The sequence below is a fragment of the Nodularia sp. LEGE 04288 genome (assembly GCF_963896525.1).
GTDB lineage: Bacteria > Cyanobacteriota > Cyanobacteriia > Cyanobacteriales > Nostocaceae > Nodularia.
In genome coordinates this window covers 1-19,188 of record NZ_CAWQOY010000181.1, presented here as the reverse complement: position 1 = coordinate 19,188, position 19,188 = coordinate 1, and the positions used below count along the sequence as shown (strand labels likewise).

Genomic DNA, 19,188 nt, shown 5'->3' with positions numbered 1-19,188 from the left:
CCCTAAATCCCCTGCCCCCGTGACCCCCAAATTTGGGGGTAAAATGGGGGACTTTGAAAATTCTTGTTCCCCCAGAATTGGGGGTTAGGGGGCGATTCGATCACTTGTGTGTACACGGTAGCGCAAGCGAGGAGGGGAACTGGATTTACAGTTAAATTTTGTTTTTAGGACTACAACGGGGAAAAAGTCTGTTGTGCAGTTTTGCTAATTAATATAAATTTTTATTCCCAAATCAAATAATTCACCCCTTGACACCACTACTCGTTTCCGTCGGTACAATGTAACGCTGTACAAATAAGAATAATAGCAGGACTGGGGCAATAGAAATGATGGAACCAGCAGCTACTAATCGCCAGTCTAAAGAAAATGTCCCGGCTAATTTTGCCACTCCTAAAGGTAGGGTATATAAGCTTTCATCTTGGATGACTATTAAAGGCCAAAGAAAGTCGCTCCAAGAACCAATAAATACGAAAATAGACAGGGTAACCAATGCTGGGCGAATTGCTGGCAACATAATATGCCACCATAAGCCTAATTCAGAACTCCCATCCATGCGGGCGGCTTCTTCTAGTTCTTTGGGGACACCCAGAAAAGCTTGACGCAGTAGAAAAATGCCAAAAGCCGAAGCTAAACTTGGAAAAATGATCCCTAAATAAGTATTTCTTAAACCTAATTGGACTGTCAAAATATACAGGGGAATCATCACGATTTGAAAGGGAATCATGATTGTAGAGACGATGGCTGTAAAAATCGCGTTGCGCCCCAGAAATGACAGTCTGGCTAAGGGGTAAGCGGCTAAAGAACAAAATAGTAGATTTAAACCCACGGTTAGCACTGCTACCAAGGTACTGTTATAGAGGTATTGTGTAAAAGGTAGCGATCGCCAAACAGTAGAAAAGTTATTCAGTGTTGGTTGACTGGGTAATAACTGCGGCGGCGACTGTAAAATATTTTCTGTAGGAGACTTCAAAGCTGTACTGATCAGCCACAACAAAGGAAAAAGCGTCACCAGTGCGATCGCTCCTAATAACCCGTAGATTAAAATAGTTTTTAGTCGTGAATTAGAGATTTTCAAAATAACAATAGTTTAAATTCAATGGTTTTCAGTAATCACAACTTGTAATGGTTGATCCCAAGATTCCAGAGGTATTTGGGGTAAATACGCAAAATCAAAGACAATGCCGATAGTCGGCTTATTTGCCCAATTTGGCGAACTGAGTAAACGATCATAATATCCCCCACCATAACCCAGACGAAATCCCTGATAGTCGCAAGCCACACAGGGAACGAGAATCAAATCAACTGCCGCAGGTTCAATCATTGGGGCGTGAGGCGGAGGTTCAGTAATGCCATAAGCGCCGACTTGAACAGAATCTTCAGGTGTCCAGAGATGCCAATCCAGAGACTTACCAACACAGCGGGGAAATCCCCAATTATAGTTTGGATCTGTAAACAATGGACTGAGATCAGGTTCTTGACGAAAACTGAAATAAGCCAGTACTGTTTTAGCTTGAGTAAATAAAAGAGAATTTTGCAATTGCGTACAGATGCGATCGCTGCTTTCCCTCCATACTCCTACAGACATTGATTGCCGTTTTTGGATAAGACTACGACGTAAATCAACCTTCCCCATGCAAAAAACCTCCGCGTACCTCTGCGCGTACCTTAGCGCTCCTCTGCGTTAAAAAAAAAGGTGGACATCGCCCACCCCAAAATAGCTATACAGTTTACACTGAGCGCAGCCGAAGTGCGTTTTGCCGATACCACTCAATCGTATTCCTTAGCCCTTGCCTAAAACTGACCTGAGCCGTAAAATCAAAAGCTGCCTTAGCCCGTTCAGTATCCAAACAGCGACGGGGTTGACCATTGGGCTGATTCGTTTCCCAAACAATTTCACCGTCAAACTCCATCAGTTCGCAGATCAGAGTAATTAAATCGCGGATAGATATTTCCTCACCCGTTCCCAAATTAACTGGTTCAGAGTCATTGTAGGAAGTAGTACCCATGACAATTCCCCGCGCCGCATCTTCGGAATAGAGAAACTCACGGGTAGGGCTACCATCACCCCAAACCGGAAGTTGTTTTTCTCCCTTGATTTGGGCTTCATGGACTTTGCGAATTAACGCCGGAATCACGTGGGAACTACTGGGGTCAAAGTTATCTTCAGGGCCGTATAAATTTACTGGCAACAAGTAAATACCATTAAAGCCATACTGTTGACGGTAAGATTGCAATTGAACCAAAAGGGCTTTCTTCGCAATGCCGTAGGGAGCGTTCGTTTCTTCTGGGTAGCCATTCCAGAGGTCATCTTCTTTGAATGGGACTGGTGTAAATTTGGGATAAGCGCAGATTGTACCCACACAAACAAATTTTGCGACTCCAGCTTCATGCGCCGCGTGAATCAGCTGAGTACCCATGATCAAGTTGTCGTAGAATAACTCGCCGGGTTTTTCGCGGTTAAGTCCAATACCACCGACGTGAGCTGCTAAGTGGATGATAATGTCTTGTTGGTCAACTGCACGCTGGCAATTTTCCATGACACGTAGATCATGCTCACGCGATCGCGTGACGGTAATTTTGGCACGATCAGCCCCAGCTTTACATAGCTGATCCATCACCTGACGACCAAGGAAACCTGCGCCACCAGTCAGGAGAATCCGTTGATTTTTGAGTTCTAAGGCGGTCATAATTTTATGCTGTTAGGTATATATCAGAAGTGGAGAGCGCCCAGTTCTTGACGAATAGTAGCCATATCATCAGAAGCTATACCATTGCCATTGGGTGAAGTATGACCCAAAGCCTGCAAATCTGCTTCTACCATGAGAGCCACTAATTCGTCAAAAGTTACTGATGGTTCCCAACCCAACTTTTCTTTAGCCTTAGTCGGATTACCAATTAACAAGTCTACTTCTGCCGGACGAATATAGCGATCGTCAAACTCGACATAATCTTCCCACTTCAGGTTCACATAACCAAATGCCTTATCTAAAAATTGGCGCACAGAATAAGTTTCACCAGTGGCAATTACGTAATCTTCAGGCTGGTCTTGCTGCAACATCAGCCACATTGCCCGCACGTAATCCTTAGCGTAGCCCCAATCTCGTTTGGAATCAAGATTACCCATATAAATTTTGTTTTGTTTACCCGCAACAATTTTGGCAACGGCTCTAGTAATTTTGCGGGTGACAAAGGTTTCACCGCGACGTGGTGATTCGTGGTTAAACAGTATGCCATTACAAGCAAACAAATTATAAGACTCACGGTAATTCACCGTTTGCCAGTGAGCATAAACTTTCGCACAAGCATAGGGACTGCGGGGATAAAATGGCGTTGTTTCGTTTTGGGGTACTGCTTGCACTAAACCAAACATTTCGGAGGAACCCGCTTGGTAAAAACGCACCTGAATTCCTGTACGTTGTTGGTAGTCACGGATAGCTTCTAGCAAACGCAGTGTTCCCATTCCTACTGCGTCAACTGTGTATTCTGGTGAGTCAAAGCTGACTCTGACATGAGATTGAGCGCCCAAGTTATAAATTTCTGTGGGCTGGACTTGTTCTAAAATTCGGCGTAGGGTCGTCCCATCAGTCAAGTCGCCGTAATGAAGAAACAACCGCGCTCCCTCTTTGTGAGGGTCTTCATACATATGATCAATGCGGTCTGTGTTGAAGGTAGAAGTCCGGCGAATAATACCATGCACCTCATAACCTTGCTCTAGCAAAAACTCACTCAGGTATGAACCATCTTGACCAGTAATACCAGTAATTAAGGCGCGCTTGCTTTGGGTCATGCTCAATTATTCCTTATGATCTTTGATAAAATAGTTACAGGCAGATTTATACAACCTACCAGCTAAAGGCTAAATTGCCTCATGGGAAACCTACTATTATTAATAGTTAATATAGGTTTTCCGTCACTAAAATATACTGATTAAAAAGTAATTTCACAAGTTAGCCCCAAGCAGCTTAACTCCAAAGCAACGTGATCTGTTGTGTAAATTTTATGTCAAAGAAATATTTGGGCAGGGGAGTTGTCAATCCCCCTGCACTCTGCACACCTGCCTCTTTGGTCTGTCCCATACGAGAAATTACTGAAAAGTATTAGTGTAAACTTTTAGCTTTATTTCAGTACGCTCCGTTATTTTTGGGTAGAATAACTACATCAATTGTTTTAAATATTATCCATAAGTCCAGCCAAAAATTTCTAAATTTGACATAGTGCAGGTCTATTTGGACTCTTCGAGGATAAGGAATGTCATTACGCCCAGAAACTTGCCATAATCCAGTGATTCCTGGACGGATTGTTAAAATATGATCAATATGACAACCATATTTGGGAAGTTCTGACTCTACTAAGGGGCGGGGACCAACAACACTCATGTCTCCTTTGAGAACGTTCCAGAACTGAGGAAATTCGTCCAAGCTGGTAATTCGCAAAAATTGACCAATTTTGGTAATCCGGGGGTCTTGTTTCAACTTAAAGCTGCTTTCAAATTCTTGTCGCAGCTGGGGCGATGTGGCCATGATTTGCATGAGCATTTCGTCGGCATTGCTCACCATTGTCCGGAATTTAATACAATTGAAGGTCTTGTAGTTTTTGCCTACCCGTTTTTGGACATAAAAAATTGGGCCTTCTGAGCTAACAGCAATCAGCAAGGACAAAATTAAATAGACGGGGAAGAACAAAATCAATACCAACAGGGAAAAAACTATATCAAATAGTCGTTTAGCAAACTCTCCGTTTAAACCCTGAACAGACAAACCTCTGGGTTTGAGCTTAGGCGTTTTTGTTTTTTGGCCGCGTCTTAAAAAAGTACGCGTAGACGCGCTAGTATCTTGCCGTTGGGCTTTGCCATTCCTGAAGGGTAGGTATTGCTTACCGGAGAGGAGTGAGCTCTGGGCAGTCATCATACTCCTTAATAATCCACACCACACATAGTCCCAATCTTAAAGCCAAAATGAACTGCTTCTGGGAATAAATTGCCAAAAGCCCAGAAAACAAGGACTTAAATTTGGCTGATGAGTTTCAGGATGCTTTTTCTTTGTTGCATTGATCGATAAATTCTAGATAGCGCTGGGCAAAAACTTGTAAGGAAAATTGGGAGGCGTGCGATCGCATATACTCAAGATTGAAACAACTTTGATAAATTTCAAATTTTTCTACCGCCTCCATGACAGCTGCTTCTGTTTGTGTTCTGAACAATATCCCCGTTGCTGTATCCATACCAGAGTGCAAATCGCGCACAGTTTCTAAAGCACCTCCTGCACCGTAGGCAATTACTGGAGTACCACAAGCTTGTGCTTCTACTAAGGCAATGCCAAAATCTTCACAAGCGGCATAGACAAATGCCTTAGCTTTGGACATATATGTTTTTACCACATCATCAGGTTGCCATCCCATTATTTGAATATTAGAGCTAGCTAGATCACGAATTTGTTTCATTTCTGGCCCTGTACCAATGATTACCAACGGTAGTTGTAATTGATTAAATGCTTTGACAATTAAGGATACTTGCTTGTAACTGACTAACCGGGAAACTACAAGATAAAAATCTGATTTTTGAGGCGAAAATGGCCAATTATCAATATCTACTGGTGGATAGATGACTGTTGCTTCTCGCCGATAGCAGCGCCAAATGCGACGAGCTGTGTGCCGCGAATTAGCGATAAAGTAATCAACGCGATTGGCACTCAAGACATCCCACTGGCGCAAACGATGCAATAAATAGCGAGTTACCCATCCAGCCGCACCTGTTCCCAACTTACTTTGGCGCAGATAATCAAAAGTTAAGTCCCAAGCATAGCGCATGGGGCTATGGCAGTAACAAATATGCAACTGATCGGGGGTTGTCAGAATTCCTTTGGCGACAGCGTGGGAGGACGATAGAATTACGTCATACTGCCGTAAATCCAATTGTTCAATCGCCAACGGCAACAAAGGCAAGTATTTTTGTACACCATTACGAGCATAAGGCAAATGCTGGAGAAAGGTTGTGCCAATCTGACGTTGGTATAAATAACTTTCGCAATTGCTGGATTCAAAATCAATTAGGGCATATAAATTGGCATCAATGTGATTCAGAATTTCCTGCACAACTAGTTCTGAACCGCCTGTGGCTTTCGGTGTCAGCCACTCATGAACCAAAGCGTATTTCAAGGACACAGCTAACTTTTATAGATAGAAAAAACTTAGCAATTTACGGGGTTAACTGAAAAGTTTTTTTTGCCAAGGAGAAATGGGAAGTGTCCCAGATTGAGTTTGAGACGTAATTCTTTCAAAAGAGGTTCCAGATAGATCCTGCAACCTGATAACCTCAAATTAGGGAGTAGGAAGAGGCAGAGGGGCAGGGGGCAGGGGAGAAGAGAATAGGTTGTTAAGCAGTCGTCCGTGTAAAGTAATTTCCAACTCACCCCCGCTCCCAGCTCCCCCTCTTCTTCTGGGGAGTGGGGAACCTCTAGCCTCTAGCTCTGGAAAAGACGTAAAAATTAAAAACAGGGAATTTATGCGAATTTTGATCATGGGTGGTACTAGGTTCATTGGTGTTTACCTAACTCAACTGCTGGTAGAACAAGGACATGAGGTGGTACTGTTTAATCGTGGTAATCGTCCAGTACCTGCTTTGTCGGGAATAGGACAGATTATAGGCGATCGCACTAACGCCACCCAACTAAAAGAAAAATTATCACCAGAAAAATTTGATGTCATTTTTGATAATAATGGTCGTGAATTGACTGATACTCAACCATTAGCAGAAATTTTTCAAGACCAAGTGCAACATTTTGTGTATATGAGTTCTGCGGGGGTGTATCTCAAATCTGACCAATTACCTCACATAGAAGGCGATAAAGTCGATCCGAAAAGTCGTCACCGGGGTAAGCATGAGACGGAAGCTTACTTGATTCAACAAAATTTACCTTTTACTTCGATTCGCCCAACGTATATTTACGGGCCGCAAAATTATAACGATTTGGAAAGCTGGTTTTTTGATAGAATTGTGCGCGATCGCCCAATTCCCATTCCTGGTAATGGGTCACATATTACCCAGTTAGGTCATGTCAAAGATTTAGCCATGGCCATGACCAAGGTAATCGGCAATCCACAAGCCATCAGACAAATTTATAATATTTCTGGCGATCGCTATGTAACCTTCGATGGTTTAGCCCGTGCTTGTGCTGTAGCGGCTGGTAAATCACCGGATGCAGTCAAAATAGTGCATTACGACCCCAAAAAATTCGATTTTGGCAAGCGCAAAGCTTTTCCCATGCGAGTGCAGCATTTCTTCGCCTCAGTGAACAAAGCTATGGCAGAATTAGCTTGGCAACCTGAATATGATTTAATTTCCGGGCTGGCTGATTCCTTAGAAAACGATTATCTGACAACTGGGCGGGATAAAACTGAAGTTGATTTTTCTATGGATGAAGAGATTTTACAAGCTATGTAAAGATTTTCTGCTTCTATGGTTGGCTTTCGGTGTTCTACAAGCATGGAAAGCCAATTTTCAATAGCTAAATTACAAGACACTATGACTGAATTATTGCCAGATTCACTCTATAACGTTTTAGAGGTGCGCGCCCGTTTAGCTGAAGGCCCCATCTGGGATTCTAGCCAGCAGTTGCTGTACTGGGTCGATATTTTTAACCATCGAGTGCATAGATTTTCCCCTGCTACAGGCAAAGATGAGTATTTTGATGTGGGAGACGTGGTAGGTGCGATCGCATCAGCAGGGGATAATCGATTAATTATGGCATTGCGCCATCAATTGGCATTCCTCGACACTCAGACAGGCTTAGTTACGACTATTGTCGAAATTGAAGCTGATCGACAAAACAACCGCCTTAACGATGGTAAATGCGACCCTCAAGGACGTTTCTGGTTTGGTTCCATGTCCTCAGAAGCAAATCAAGCTTGTCTGTACCGTTATGATCATGATGGTTCACTACACGTCATGGAAACAGGACTGACTATTTCTAATGGTTTGGGTTGGAGTCCTGATCAAAAAACCTTTTATCTGACTGATTCTCCGCAACAAAAAATATCCGCTTACGATTTCGACTCGACTACAGGTAATATTAGTAATCGCCGGACTGTAGTTGATTTAACTCATGAATCCTTCCATCCTGATGGATTGACTATAGATAGTGAAGGATACATTTGGTCAGCTATGTGGAATGGTTGGTGTGTGATTCGTTTTAGCCCCACTGGTGAGGAAGTATTCAGGATACAGTTACCTGTACCACTCGTGACTAGTTGCACTTTTGGGGGTGAGGATTTGCGAACACTTTATATTACTACTGCTTCTGTGGGACTCCAGCAGAAGGAAATTGACAAAAGTGTTTACTCTGGTGATTTGTTCGCTTTCAAGACTGATGTGGCGGGATTACCTACATACGGTTTTTATGGCTAGTTGGTTGTTTTAAGAGGAACGAACCACAAAGTACGCATTGGCGCTAGCCTCTCCCTTTGGGAGAAGTACACAAAGTTAAGAAAAGAAAGGTAGAGAATAAAATAGCTGAGAGTTGATTTGCTAATACATGAAGTAGAGTCTTTGAAAAAAATATGCAAACAGTATTAGTTACAGGTGGTGCTGGATTTATTGGTGCTAATTTTGTCCTCCTAGCAAGACAGTTAGCATGGGCTAATGTAATTAATTTGGATAAGTTAACTTATGCTAGTAATTTAGGAACTTTAGCCGATTTACAAGCTGATAAAAACTATCATTTTGTACAAGGAGATATTGGTAATTTAGAGTTAGTCGCTTATTTATTAGAAAAGTATCAGCCAGATGCAATTATCAATTTTGCGGCTGAAAGTCATGTTGACCGTTCTATTTTGAATCCTGAAGAATTTATCCAAACTAATGTAGTTGGCACATTTAAGCTATTAGAAGCCAGTCGATTTTATTGGCAAAAACTATCAGCTTCCAAACAGGAAGAATTTCGCTTTCTGCACGTTTCTACAGATGAAGTATACGGCTCACTTCAACCAAAAGATCCAGCCTTTCGAGAAGATACACCCTATGCACCAAATAGTCCTTATGCAGCCTCAAAAGCAGCTTCTGACCATTTTGTCAGAGCTTATTATCACACTTATGGATTCCCTACTTTAACCACAAATTGCTCCAACAATTATGGTCCGCGTCAGTTTCCCGAAAAACTGATTCCTTTAACTATCCTCAATGCTATGGAAGGTAAACCCTTACCTATATATGGGGATGGACAAAATATCAGAGATTGGCTTTATGTTATCGACCATTGCGAGGCAATTAACCTAGTTTTGCAACAGGGAAAAGTTGGCGAAACTTATAATATTGGTGGAATCAACGAAAAAACCAATTTGATAGTTGTGGAAAAAATTTGTGCAATTATTGATGAATTAGCACCTAAATGTGATTTTTCCCATTCTTCCTTAATTACCTTTGTGAAAGACCGTCCGGGACATGATCGAAGATATGCAATTGATTGTAGTAAAATAAGTAATGAATTAGGGTGGCAACCTCAAGAAAACTTTGATAGTGGTTTATTAAAAACTGTGCAATGGTATCTGAATAACTCAGATTGGATTAATCAAGTACGCTCAGGAGAATATAAATCTTGGTTAAAACAAAACTATGAAAATAGGAAAGGTTAAGATTACAGCAGTCTCAAATCATTTGTAAACTATTTCCTGATTCTCTTGGCAATCTTCTCCCAAAGGGAGAGGCTAGCGCCAAGGCGGCTTGGCGGTTCAATAATTTATAGCTACGTTACCCTCATACACTTTCTTGATTTTTTAGTGGTATGAGATAAATTATGCCGGATATGACCGTAAAAGCCACAGATAGCCAAAATGCAGTTAACGTGGGGATTTGCCAAGCTAGTGATAAAGGTGCAATTAAAAGCGCGATCGCTATTATCTGACTTACAGTTTTCAGTTTACCCCAAATATTCGCCCCTGTGATTGTAGTTTGATTTACCCGCCACCCTGCGATCGCCAACTCCCGTGCTAAAATCACAAACACGCCCCAAGCAGGAATTTTTCCTAATTCCACTAACACCAATAACGGCGCAAGTACCAGCAATTTATCCACCAAAGGATCGAGAAATTTACCTAAATCAGTAATTTGGTTGAGTTTTCGCGCCAAATAACCATCTAACCAATCAGTCAACGCTGCGACTAGAAATATTGTTAAACATATCCATCTAGCTTCGGGTGTGGGATTATATAAACCATAAAGTAAAAATGGGATTCCTAAAAGTCGAGAAAAAGTAATCGCGTTGGGTAAATTCATAATTTCAAACAATCAAATAATTGCCCTAATGTAAACTGTAAATCCCCGACTAATTCGGGGACTGGTAATATATCTTCTTCGTTTTCTAAAAATATTGGTTGCTGCTGATGGGGATAAACTATAACATTATATTCTTCTGGATCAATTAACCAACCTAAGCTAGTACCATGATTTAAACAATGTAGAATGTTTCTAGTGACTTTGGTTGTATTTTGTTGCGGAGATAGAATTTCAATTGTCCAATCAGGATGGGTATTAAACACATTAGCAATATTCCCTTTTTCATCCACTGGGATTCTCCCCCATGCAAATACCGCCACATCTGGAAGAATAGAACGCCCTCCAAATGTACAGCGTAATTCTGGAAAGGCTAAAGCGATTTTTTGCGGTTCTACCACATGATTAATTACATTAGCTGAGTGAAGCTGTAATCTACTATGTTTACCTTGAGGCATGGGTTTTTGAATGATTTCGCCGTTGATATATTCACTTGCTGGTTCGGTTTCTGGTAATTGTAAAAATTCTGCTAAAGTTATCTGGCGAGTTGATGTTTTTATCATAATATTTTTACCTCCCAGTATTTAACTTCCAGTTTACCCTAAACTCAACTTAGTTGTATGTAAACGCAGATGTAAAAAAGCTTACTATTGCATTGTATAATTTATTATTGTAGATATCTCGTAAAACTCTGGCATTTTATGAATCAAACTTTACAAACTGGGACTATTCTCAGAGAACGTTACACAATTATCGATGTTTTAACTAGTAATACTGGTTTTGGCATTACTTATAAAGTCAAAGACTCTAATCACCCAAATCAACCAATAATGATACAAATTTGAATGATAGGTTTATATGAGGGTAGAATTTGAATGGGATGAAAATAAAGCGCAAATAAACATCAACAAACATGGAATTAGTTTTGAGGAAGCAAAAACAGTATTTGATGATCCATTTGCCTTGATATTTGATGACTTGGCTCATTCTTTCGGAGAAAAAAGAGAAATTATTATTGGTTATTCAAATCAAAATCACTTGCTTTTAGTTTGTTTTACCGAAAGAGAAAGTAATTTAATCCGTATTTTTAGCTGTCGTTTAGCCACTAAAAAAGAGAGACAAGACTATGAACAAAACACCAATTAATCAACAAGATGATTTTGATGCTGATGATTTATTACCAGAATATAATTTAGATTATACTAAAGCTCGTCCTAATCGTTTTGCTACTACCTCAGAAAAGAGAATTACAGTAATTCTTGATCCTGATGTCGCTCAAGTTTTTCAAACATCAGAAGCAGTGAATCGTGCTTTACGTTGTTTATTGTCTGCTATTCCTGAAAAATAAAGCGATTATACTGCTTAAATAACCATAATTTGGCTGATTACCTCAGAACTCCACCCCCAACCCCCTCCGGTGCAAGCGAGGAGGGGGCTATGATATACCTTATGTGATTAAGAAAAGCTATATTTACGCTGACTTGTACTAAGTATATGGGAAAAATTATATAAAAATTTTGAGATTAGGATTTTATGGTAATTGCATGGCATGATCTGTATTTTGAGATTATCCACACAATACTATGACTGAATATACAGATTTTCGCATTGAACGCGATTCGATGGGCGATCGCCAAATTCCCGGTAGCGCTTATTATGGCATTCAAACACTACGTGCAGTAGAAAACTTCCAAATTAGCGGCATTAAGCCCTTACCTACTTACGTAGATGCCTGTCTGATTATTAAAAAAGCTACCGCCACTGTAAACGGAGAATTAGGTTGCATTCCCCAGGATATCAGTGAAGCAATTATCCAAGCTGCTAATGAAATCCTGGCGGGAAATTTACGAGATCAGTTTGTGGTAGATGTCTATCAAGCGGGTGCGGGAACGTCTCACCACATGAATGTGAATGAGGTTTTGGCAAATCGCGCCTTAGAAATTCTCGGCGAGGAAAAGGGTAATTACAAACGGGTTAGCCCCAATGATCATGTAAACTACGGACAGTCTACCAATGATGTGATTCCCACAGCTATCCGCGTTGGTGGCTTATTAGCACTTACCCACACATTACAGCCAGCTTTAGAAAAGGCGATCGCATCTTTAGAAACCAAAGCTGTAGAATTTCAAGATATCGTCAAATCTGGCAGAACCCACTTACAAGATGCTGTACCTGTGCGTTTGGGTGAGAATTTCCGGGCTTGGGCGCAGATATTATCAGAACACCAAAACCGCATCTATACAGCCTCTGGGGATTTAATGGCGTTGGGTTTAGGTGGTAGCGCTGCTGGTACAGGTATGAATACACATCCCCAGTATCGCGCCCGTGTGGTAGAAGTTATTGCCCAATTTCTAGAATCGCCTTTGGAACCAGCACCCCATTTAATGGCTGCAATGCAGAGTATGGCTCCTTTTGTCAACGTTTCCGGGGCTTTACGCAACTTAGCACAGGATTTAGTCAAAATTTCCCATGATTTGCGGTTAATGGACTCAGGCCCCAAAACTGGTTTTAAAGAAATTCAACTCCCCCCAGTGCAACCAGGTTCCTCAATTATGCCGGGTAAATATAACCCAGTCATGGCAGAGATGACATCAATGGTATGCTTTCAGGTAATGGGATATGATAGTGCGATCGCCTTAGCAGCCCAAGCCGGACAATTAGAATTGAACGTGATGATGCCGCTAATTGGCTATAATTTGATTCACAGCATTGAAATACTCGGTAACACCATCGCCGCCCTCACCGAACGCTGTATTGCAGGAATTACCGCCGATAAAGAACGCTGTTTAGCTTACGCCGAAGGCAGTTTAGCATTAGTCACCGCACTGAACACCCACATCGGATATTTAAACGCTGCTGCTGTAGCCAAAGAATCCTTAGAAACTGGTAAATCTCTCAGACAAATAGTATTAGAACGAGGGTTAATGAGTGAAGCAGAATTAGCAACCGTCCTCAACTTAGAACAAATGAGTGCCATTGTTCCTCTAACTTGACTTCAATCAAATTCTCCCCTCTCCTCGCTTGCGGCTATCCATTACCCGGATCTTTCTTAACAATCTAACAAGATACTTAAAATCAGCGGAAAAAGCTTGCTAAGTATCGTGTGGAGAGAACAGAATCGGGTAATGGAATCATGGAGAAGTGGGCAGCCAAGGAACTGTCTCAGGTAGATATAGGAGACGTTCGTCGAAATAAGCGGTTAATACGCATAGTAGAGGATTTAGCCGCACAGCCGGATAGTAGCGTACCGCAAGCGAGCGGAAATATGGCAGCAACCAAAGCAGTATATAACTTTTGTACTTCACCATATTTTCCCGCCAGTGAAATTCGTCAAGGGCATATAGACAGCACAATCGGCAGAATTAAAGAACATCAAATAGTCTTAGCGATTCAAGACACAACAAACATAGATTTAACAGACCACCCCAAAACTAAAGGAGTGGATTACCAAAGATAAATTTCTGTATAAAGTATTATTAAACGCCATAGAATTTTGCCGACCAGATTTTCATCCTGCACAGAAAGATCATCTATTTTTGATTCAGAACGTCACTAATAATTAATGCTTTGCAGAAAATAGTAGTTTTTTAAACGCAGACTCATGCAGAAGTTAACCAAATTTAATTGGCTACTCAACCGATAATACTAAACCTTCACAGGCGAGTAATGCTTTGGGAAAAATAGATTGAATTTCCAGTTGTACTTTGTCAAGAAAATCATCTTTATCATCAGGATGGTGCTGAGAGATGACTAGCTGTTTCACCCCTGCACTTTTTGCCAACTCTACAGCAGTTTTCCAGTGGACATCAGTGGCTGCATGGTTGTAAGCTGTGGGCGGATTGTAGGTAGCATTGGCAATTAACAAATCAGCATCATGAATTATCTGTAAAATGCGATCGCGTTCTACTTTATCAAGATTTTTGTGTAAATCTGTAACATATGCAACACTACATTTTTGGTCAGTGACGCGATAGCCCACAGACCTCTGATTTTGATTAATCAATGCCGTAGTAATTGTGACATCATCTAACTTGACCACGCTCCCCTCACTCAGATTGTAGAAATGCAATTGAGATTGCATCGCCTGTAAAGGGTAAGGAAAGAGCGGCTGAAGCATTTGGTCACCGAGACATTGTTTAATCGAAGCTCCATTGGAAGCTGCTGTACCATAAATATGGAAGCAATTGTCGGTAAGAAATGCCGGCGCAAAAAAGGGAAAGCCTTGAATATGACTTGATTGGGAATTAGTAAAAAATAAATGTGCTTCTAGCCGCTGATGTAGTTTCTGCCAAGTTCTTCCAAGTATGCGTAAACCTGTACCACCATCAAAAATCAGGCGTTTGCCAGCTACATATATTTCTATACAAGCAGTGTTACCACCATAGCGGTGAGTATTAGTGCATGGAGTGGGAATTAAACCTCTGACACCCCAGAATTTTACCCAAAATTCACCAACAGGAATACTGGGGGGAATAATTTGCTCTTTTGTTACGTAGCTTTGAGAACCCGACAACTCAAAATTTGACATTTTCCTTGCCAGTTAGACCTTACTGAGCAGGTCATCGTAGTGACGTACTTCCAATAGATGGTTTTTTTCGTCCACAATGACTACTGTCGGAGAGTAATTTTTTAACTCTTCGGAAGTGAACTGCCCGTAAGCCATTATAATCAAGCGATCGCCTGTAATGCCTAGACGTGCTGCTGCCCCATTTAGTTCAATTATGCCAGAATTAGCTGGGGCAGGTATTGCATAAGTAATAAAACGCGCACCATTAGCATTATTCACTACTTGAACTTGCTCATAGGGTAAAATGCCAGCTTTGTCTAATAAAACTTGATCGATGCTAATACTACCCACGTAGTTGATATTTGCCCCCGTGAGGGTACAGTTGTGAATTTTTGCCAAAAGGACAGTACGCTGCATTTTTTTAAAGTTTTGTAGCAATTTTTGCGATTCGCAACCAGCCAAAGCTGTTGGTGTTTCGACAAAGGTGATGGACAGTTAGAGTTAGAAGTTAGAGTTAAAAATAAAAACTCATAACTCACAACTTATAACTCATAACTTTGACATTATGCTTTAGCAGCCTGGATGAATTTGTCTACTAAGGCTGAAACTTTATCAACATCTTGCCAGCCGAGAATTTGTGTGACCTTTTTTTCCAAATTTTTATAACTACGGAAAAATTCAGCAATTTCCTCTAAGCGGTGGGGCGCTATGTCTTTCAGTGATCTTACTTCAGCGTAGCGCGGATCTTTGTCAGGAACACAAAGAATTTTTTCATCGCGATCGCCACCATCAATCATTTCTAACATTCCAATGAATCGCGCCGGAATCACACAACCAGGAAAAGTTGGTTCATCCATAATCACCATTCCATCCAGGGGATCGCCATCATCAGCTAAAGTGTTAGGTACAAAGCCGTAGTCATAAGGGTATCGTACCGAAGAATAAAGCACTCTGTCTAAAGCAAAGGCTTCCAAGTCCTTGTCAAACTCGTATTTATTTTTACTCCCGCCGGGGATTTCAATTAAAACGTTGAGTATACCCGGTTTTGGTTGGGCAGGAATACGGGATAAGTCCACAGAAAAACTCCTCTGATAACAGTAAATTCAGGTAGCACTCCGTTTGGCTCCTTCTGTAGAATTTTAAAGCCAAGATGGACTTCTTCCCAAAATATTGATATGAATAATTGTTCAACATCGCAAGTATATGTCAAGTCAAAACAGCAAAAAGCGTTGTCAGGACTCCCCGCAACGCTTTTTACAACTCAGACATCTCTGTCTGGTGAGACAAGAAAAAACTTTAACTATACATATCTGAATCAGTCACAAGACAATACAGATTCAGATGATGCCGGGTTAACTACACATCCAAAATATCAGATCACAAGATGTTTTCTCCTTCTGCGAGCGAACTTGCTGTGAAATGCTACTTGCAACTGTTGTTTAATTTCCACTTCTTGGCAGTGTATAGGTTCGGGGTGGTTGGTTATTTGAAACATCGGTCGAATAGTGGGCAATGACAAACACAGGTAGTGTTAGAGTCACTAGAGCGATCGCAGTTCCCACAATGTCTGCCAAACGATGGGAATATGTATCGGGAGGGTTGGCAGACTGGCTATTTGCGTCCATACAAATTTGAAATTCGTCACTTTTCTAGTAGGTTTACTCTCAAAAAGAGAGTCTTGATGCTATTCTAACTATTTTTTGACTGTCAACTATGTAGCAGCCAAAAAGTTCAACCAGTTTGACAACTGTCATAATAGAAGTTTTTTAACTGCCATTTTTGATACAAATTTACACAAAAATCTTGACATCTTGACTTGGTGACTCATAAGTTACACTTGTCGAAAGTAATTTATTCGTTCACGGGTTAAGAATCGGTTAAGTATTGGCTAATTAAATCACATTTTTTATCTGACCATAGATTAATTATTCACCGGAATTAGGGAACAATGATACTATTGTAACATCTTCAAATATGATTCTAAAGCTAGTTTTAGAGATTTAGTTGGTTTTAGATAAATTTAAAATAACCGAGATTTCACATAGATATAAATGTTCTTTTTTACAATACAGCTTTAGTTATATTTCGGGTATTGAAAAGCAAGCCATTCTGAGTAAATATGACTATAGCAAACCTCAAGTAATACCGAAAAATTACAATTATAATACTTGTATTTAACCTGATTTATTCAGTAATAGTACCAAGGAAATGTTTTTGGATCACTCAAGATCAATCTGGGCAATACTACCTGCTATTTGTCAATCTATATATAGGTAGATACCAAATCAAGCCTGTTAGTTTACAGCAATTTTCAGGTAAATAAACTGTAGGGTGTGTTGTCGCCCAGCGCACCGCACCGTCAACATTTCAAGGTGCAAAGGGTTATTTATATTTCTTCATATACATTGAATTTTTGTCCACTCAACTTATAAATTTCTCCCCTATCAACCAATATCACTCCCGTCAACTTGAGCCATACCCTTTCTCAACGCAAAACCTAAAATTTCATCTAATGCATCGCGCAACTGTTGTAAAAATTGTCGATATTCTAAAATTTCTTCTAACTTTTAACTCATAAGACATAAAAGATTCATCATCAAACCAGCTTTCGGCTACAGGTTGAGTAATATCAGGTTTATTTTCTCCTAGAAACAAAAACGAGAAAATCAGATAGCTAATACCAGAATCACACCAAAAGCGAAATGATTCAATTGTTCTAACATATTATTATGTCTATGTTAAAAACAGAAAAGGTTTTACAGATACAATCATTCGTTCTAACTCAGTGTGATTATGTATGAGAAGGGGATGTCCCCATAATTCATTCTTGTTTTCAGCGCAATCTTTAGCAAGTGCTTCTCCAATAGCCTCACAAGTTTTCTGGGTATCTCTCCTGAGATCCTTTGGCTCAAGTTTTACTCCAAGGATAAATACCCTATTTTTTATATCGTCTGGAATAAAATTTTCTACATAACTAAATCTATCTTTAGATCCATCGAAATCAATAATTAACACTATGTTCCTGTGTGGATAGTCTCGCATTGGCTTAATATGATCATTTTTGAATTTATCCACAACTTTCATCCAACCACCAGCTACTGGGAGGACTTGAATAGCACGATGATTAAGGTTTAAATCTAGAAGAAATCCGTTGGCAATATCTTTATTGTCATCATCTTCAGGTAAGATAAAAAGGTGCGGTTTATTCTTGTTAATGCTCATAATGAGATATCGCCACAAATCAAAGCATTGATCAAATCCCCTGGAATAGATATATCACTAAGTGGTCTAATTAAAGTAGGCTCTAAGTGGCTTTTTCGATCAAGCACAAAGGTATTTTCATTAGAAAACTTGCGGATAGCTTCAGGGTTATGAGAAGTTGCTAAAATTTGTCCACTGTTCTTAAATGAGCGTCGCAGTGATGTAATGAAATGTCCAACCTCTGAGATAGAAAGATAGTTATCCGGCTCATCCCAAAAGCAAAAAAGTGGTCCATAGAACTTATTAGCTGCTAACACCACCGCGCATAGAAAAAAGCATTTCTCCCCATCAGATAAGTCTTCAAAGTTCACACTGAGATTTGCATTGTTTTCTTCAAATCGAACAACCAAGCTTTTGAAGTCTTTACCAATAAGTTCATTGAGAAAATCTTGAAAGTCTGGCATAATTTCTCGTAGGTATTTGTCAACCTCTCTGTAAGCAGCAGGATATCTACCAAGTAAACCAGAAAACCACTCGCCAATATTTGAACCATCTCGTTTTGGTTCTAAAGTTTCGCCGTAGGAATCTCCAGTCATTAAGCTGGGAATTGGTGCTAAAATAATTATATGAGCCAGCCAAGTCTTGAAAGTGCGAAGCGGATCACTTTCAGATTGCTCCTGAATCAGTGGAAGGGCTACCAAATGCCAATCGACTAAAAATTGAGCTTCCCGATTCTGGAAGGTAGAATAAAGATTAACTTGGGCTTCTTTTCGAGAGTAAAGTATATTGTTATCAACTAATAATTGCTCTTCAAAAACCCGCAGTTCTTTAAACTTTTCTGGTAGCTCTAAAGCTAGGATATATTTATATAATTTTTCTTCTAATAATACTTCTATTTCTAACCGAATAGGAACATCAGACCGCCCACGAGCAAAATCTTTGGACTGCACAAGTTGTCTAACTCTATTAATACCTCTACCAATAGATTGAAATACCTCTAAGGCGGAGGAAATAGTTGATTTACCAGCACCATTTTTGCCAATTAAGAGAGCAGATGACATCTCTTTCATGGTAAGTTCAAAGTTTTCTAGACATCGATAGTTGTGTACATATAATCTTTGCAGCATAATAGAAATATTCCCCTCAATGGGAAGTGAAGAAATTTTTCATAGGATATATAGCGGTTATCAGTTAAGTGAGATAGCTGTCTCTTATACAC

At 40.3% G+C, this 19,188-nt stretch carries 21 protein-coding genes and 1 pseudogene; 8 read left to right on the top strand and 14 right to left on the bottom strand.

All coding sequences use genetic code 11. The features are described 5' to 3' along the window. Positions 1-241: 241 nt before the first annotated feature. From AACX33_RS26005 to AACX33_RS25980, 6 genes are all read right to left on the bottom strand, one after another. On the bottom strand, positions 242-1,075 hold the full coding sequence (locus AACX33_RS26005; RefSeq protein ID WP_193997152.1) for a carbohydrate ABC transporter permease: 834 nt from the start codon (positions 1,073-1,075) through the stop codon (positions 242-244). An 18-nt stretch (positions 1,076-1,093) separates the two neighbouring features. Then, the gene (locus tag AACX33_RS26000; protein WP_193997151.1) at positions 1,094-1,633 is read right to left on the bottom strand and encodes a 5-formyltetrahydrofolate cyclo-ligase; all 540 of its coding nucleotides are present in this window, start codon (positions 1,631-1,633) and stop codon (positions 1,094-1,096) included. Positions 1,634-1,727: 94 nt separating this feature from the next. After that, entirely contained in the window at positions 1,728-2,687 is a 960-nt protein-coding gene (locus AACX33_RS25995; RefSeq protein WP_193997150.1) for a GDP-L-fucose synthase family protein, read from the bottom strand. 23 nt (positions 2,688-2,710) lie between these two features. Then, the gene (gene gmd, locus AACX33_RS25990; protein WP_193997149.1) at positions 2,711-3,787 is read right to left on the bottom strand and encodes a GDP-mannose 4,6-dehydratase; all 1,077 of its coding nucleotides are present in this window, start codon (positions 3,785-3,787) and stop codon (positions 2,711-2,713) included. Between the two features lie 334 nt (positions 3,788-4,121). Continuing rightward, positions 4,122-4,904, bottom strand: a complete 783-nt coding sequence (locus AACX33_RS25985; protein WP_193997529.1) for a sugar transferase — start codon at positions 4,902-4,904, stop codon at positions 4,122-4,124. A gap of 118 nt (positions 4,905-5,022) precedes the next feature. Continuing rightward, entirely contained in the window at positions 5,023-6,159 is a 1,137-nt protein-coding gene (locus AACX33_RS25980) for a glycosyltransferase (RefSeq protein ID WP_193997148.1), read from the bottom strand. 340 nt (positions 6,160-6,499) lie between these two features. On the opposite strand from AACX33_RS25980, the gene AACX33_RS25975 reads away from it, so the two are divergent. From AACX33_RS25975 to rfbB, 3 genes are all read left to right on the top strand, one after another. Then, entirely contained in the window at positions 6,500-7,438 is a 939-nt protein-coding gene (locus AACX33_RS25975; protein WP_193997147.1) for an NAD-dependent epimerase/dehydratase family protein, read from the top strand. Between the two features lie 81 nt (positions 7,439-7,519). Next, positions 7,520-8,401, top strand: coding sequence for an SMP-30/gluconolactonase/LRE family protein (locus tag AACX33_RS25970; protein ID WP_193997146.1), 882 nt, complete (start codon positions 7,520-7,522; stop codon positions 8,399-8,401). Between the two features lie 152 nt (positions 8,402-8,553). Beyond that, complete coding sequence (gene rfbB, locus AACX33_RS25965) at positions 8,554-9,624, top strand: dTDP-glucose 4,6-dehydratase (RefSeq protein WP_193997145.1); 1,071 nt, start codon at positions 8,554-8,556, stop codon at positions 9,622-9,624. 121 nt (positions 9,625-9,745) lie between these two features. Here the strand turns inward: rfbB and pgsA are convergent, their stop codons facing one another. After that, the gene (gene pgsA / locus AACX33_RS25960; protein ID WP_193997144.1) at positions 9,746-10,264 is read right to left on the bottom strand and encodes a CDP-diacylglycerol--glycerol-3-phosphate 3-phosphatidyltransferase; all 519 of its coding nucleotides are present in this window, start codon (positions 10,262-10,264) and stop codon (positions 9,746-9,748) included. Then, the gene (locus AACX33_RS25955) at positions 10,261-10,824 is read right to left on the bottom strand and encodes a Uma2 family endonuclease (protein WP_193997143.1); all 564 of its coding nucleotides are present in this window, start codon (positions 10,822-10,824) and stop codon (positions 10,261-10,263) included. Before AACX33_RS25955 ends, pgsA begins: the two co-directional genes overlap by 4 nt. A gap of 138 nt (positions 10,825-10,962) precedes the next feature. On the opposite strand from AACX33_RS25955, the gene AACX33_RS25950 reads away from it, so the two are divergent. The 5 genes and pseudogenes from AACX33_RS25950 to AACX33_RS25930 all read left to right on the top strand — a co-directional run. Next, positions 10,963-11,106: a hypothetical protein gene (locus AACX33_RS25950; protein WP_193997142.1), complete on the top strand. Its 144-nt coding sequence runs from the start codon at positions 10,963-10,965 to the stop codon at positions 11,104-11,106. 13 nt (positions 11,107-11,119) lie between these two features. Then, entirely contained in the window at positions 11,120-11,407 is a 288-nt protein-coding gene (locus AACX33_RS25945; RefSeq protein WP_193997141.1) for a BrnT family toxin, read from the top strand. Then, entirely contained in the window at positions 11,388-11,609 is a 222-nt protein-coding gene (locus tag AACX33_RS25940) for a hypothetical protein (RefSeq protein ID WP_193997140.1), read from the top strand. Before AACX33_RS25945 ends, AACX33_RS25940 begins: the two co-directional genes overlap by 20 nt. Positions 11,610-11,844: 235 nt before the next feature. Continuing rightward, positions 11,845-13,254: an aspartate ammonia-lyase gene (locus AACX33_RS25935; RefSeq protein WP_193997139.1), complete on the top strand. Its 1,410-nt coding sequence runs from the start codon at positions 11,845-11,847 to the stop codon at positions 13,252-13,254. Between the two features lie 140 nt (positions 13,255-13,394). Further along, a pseudogene (locus AACX33_RS25930) lies at positions 13,395-13,709 on the top strand (IS4/Tn5 family transposase DNA-binding protein); the annotation flags it as partial. A gap of 180 nt (positions 13,710-13,889) precedes the next feature. Here AACX33_RS25930 and AACX33_RS25925 read toward each other — a convergent pair. The 6 genes from AACX33_RS25925 to AACX33_RS25900 form a co-directional block, all read right to left on the bottom strand. After that, positions 13,890-14,789: an MBL fold metallo-hydrolase gene (locus AACX33_RS25925; RefSeq protein ID WP_193997137.1), complete on the bottom strand. Its 900-nt coding sequence runs from the start codon at positions 14,787-14,789 to the stop codon at positions 13,890-13,892. A 12-nt stretch (positions 14,790-14,801) separates the two neighbouring features. Next, on the bottom strand, positions 14,802-15,185 hold the full coding sequence (panD, locus tag AACX33_RS25920) for an aspartate 1-decarboxylase (RefSeq protein ID WP_193997136.1): 384 nt from the start codon (positions 15,183-15,185) through the stop codon (positions 14,802-14,804). Positions 15,186-15,331: 146 nt separating this feature from the next. Next, entirely contained in the window at positions 15,332-15,844 is a 513-nt protein-coding gene (locus AACX33_RS25915) for an inorganic diphosphatase (protein WP_193997135.1), read from the bottom strand. 363 nt (positions 15,845-16,207) lie between these two features. Beyond that, complete coding sequence (locus AACX33_RS25910) at positions 16,208-16,393, bottom strand: hypothetical protein (protein WP_193997134.1); 186 nt, start codon at positions 16,391-16,393, stop codon at positions 16,208-16,210. A 1,108-nt stretch (positions 16,394-17,501) separates the two neighbouring features. Continuing rightward, complete coding sequence (locus tag AACX33_RS25905) at positions 17,502-17,990, bottom strand: hypothetical protein (RefSeq protein ID WP_193997133.1); 489 nt, start codon at positions 17,988-17,990, stop codon at positions 17,502-17,504. Then, positions 17,987-19,096 carry an AAA family ATPase gene (locus AACX33_RS25900; RefSeq protein ID WP_193997132.1) on the bottom strand — a complete coding sequence of 370 codons (1,110 nt, stop codon included), beginning with the start codon at positions 19,094-19,096 and terminating at the stop codon, positions 17,987-17,989. The genes AACX33_RS25905 and AACX33_RS25900 overlap by 4 nt, the downstream gene beginning before the upstream one ends. Positions 19,097-19,188: the final 92 nt, after the last annotated feature.

What these genes read in the sequence shown, in the direction of transcription:
- AACX33_RS25905 (WP_193997133.1), bottom strand. Translation starts at nt 17,990, where the DNA reads ATGAGCATTAACAAGAATAAACCGCACCTTTTTATCTTACCTGAAGAT.
- AACX33_RS25945 (WP_193997141.1), top strand. Translation starts at nt 11,120, where the DNA reads ATGAGGGTAGAATTTGAATGGGATGAAAATAAAGCGCAAATAAACATC.
- AACX33_RS25950 (WP_193997142.1), top strand. Translation starts at nt 10,963, where the DNA reads ATGAATCAAACTTTACAAACTGGGACTATTCTCAGAGAACGTTACACA.
- AACX33_RS25900 (WP_193997132.1), bottom strand. Translation starts at nt 19,096, where the DNA reads ATGCTGCAAAGATTATATGTACACAACTATCGATGTCTAGAAAACTTT.
- AACX33_RS25955 (WP_193997143.1), bottom strand. Translation starts at nt 10,824, where the DNA reads ATGATAAAAACATCAACTCGCCAGATAACTTTAGCAGAATTTTTACAA.
- AACX33_RS25985 (WP_193997529.1), bottom strand. Translation starts at nt 4,904, where the DNA reads ATGACTGCCCAGAGCTCACTCCTCTCCGGTAAGCAATACCTACCCTTC.
- AACX33_RS25970 (WP_193997146.1), top strand. Translation starts at nt 7,520, where the DNA reads ATGACTGAATTATTGCCAGATTCACTCTATAACGTTTTAGAGGTGCGC.
- rfbB (WP_193997145.1), top strand. Translation starts at nt 8,554, where the DNA reads ATGCAAACAGTATTAGTTACAGGTGGTGCTGGATTTATTGGTGCTAAT.
- AACX33_RS25925 (WP_193997137.1), bottom strand. Translation starts at nt 14,789, where the DNA reads ATGTCAAATTTTGAGTTGTCGGGTTCTCAAAGCTACGTAACAAAAGAG.
- AACX33_RS25995 (WP_193997150.1), bottom strand. Translation starts at nt 2,687, where the DNA reads ATGACCGCCTTAGAACTCAAAAATCAACGGATTCTCCTGACTGGTGGC.
- AACX33_RS26000 (WP_193997151.1), bottom strand. Translation starts at nt 1,633, where the DNA reads ATGGGGAAGGTTGATTTACGTCGTAGTCTTATCCAAAAACGGCAATCA.
- AACX33_RS25975 (WP_193997147.1), top strand. Translation starts at nt 6,500, where the DNA reads ATGCGAATTTTGATCATGGGTGGTACTAGGTTCATTGGTGTTTACCTA.
- AACX33_RS25940 (WP_193997140.1), top strand. Translation starts at nt 11,388, where the DNA reads ATGAACAAAACACCAATTAATCAACAAGATGATTTTGATGCTGATGAT.
- pgsA (WP_193997144.1), bottom strand. Translation starts at nt 10,264, where the DNA reads ATGAATTTACCCAACGCGATTACTTTTTCTCGACTTTTAGGAATCCCA.
- gmd (WP_193997149.1), bottom strand. Translation starts at nt 3,787, where the DNA reads ATGACCCAAAGCAAGCGCGCCTTAATTACTGGTATTACTGGTCAAGAT.
- AACX33_RS25910 (WP_193997134.1), bottom strand. Translation starts at nt 16,393, where the DNA reads ATGGACGCAAATAGCCAGTCTGCCAACCCTCCCGATACATATTCCCAT.
- AACX33_RS25935 (WP_193997139.1), top strand. Translation starts at nt 11,845, where the DNA reads ATGACTGAATATACAGATTTTCGCATTGAACGCGATTCGATGGGCGAT.
- panD (WP_193997136.1), bottom strand. Translation starts at nt 15,185, where the DNA reads ATGCAGCGTACTGTCCTTTTGGCAAAAATTCACAACTGTACCCTCACG.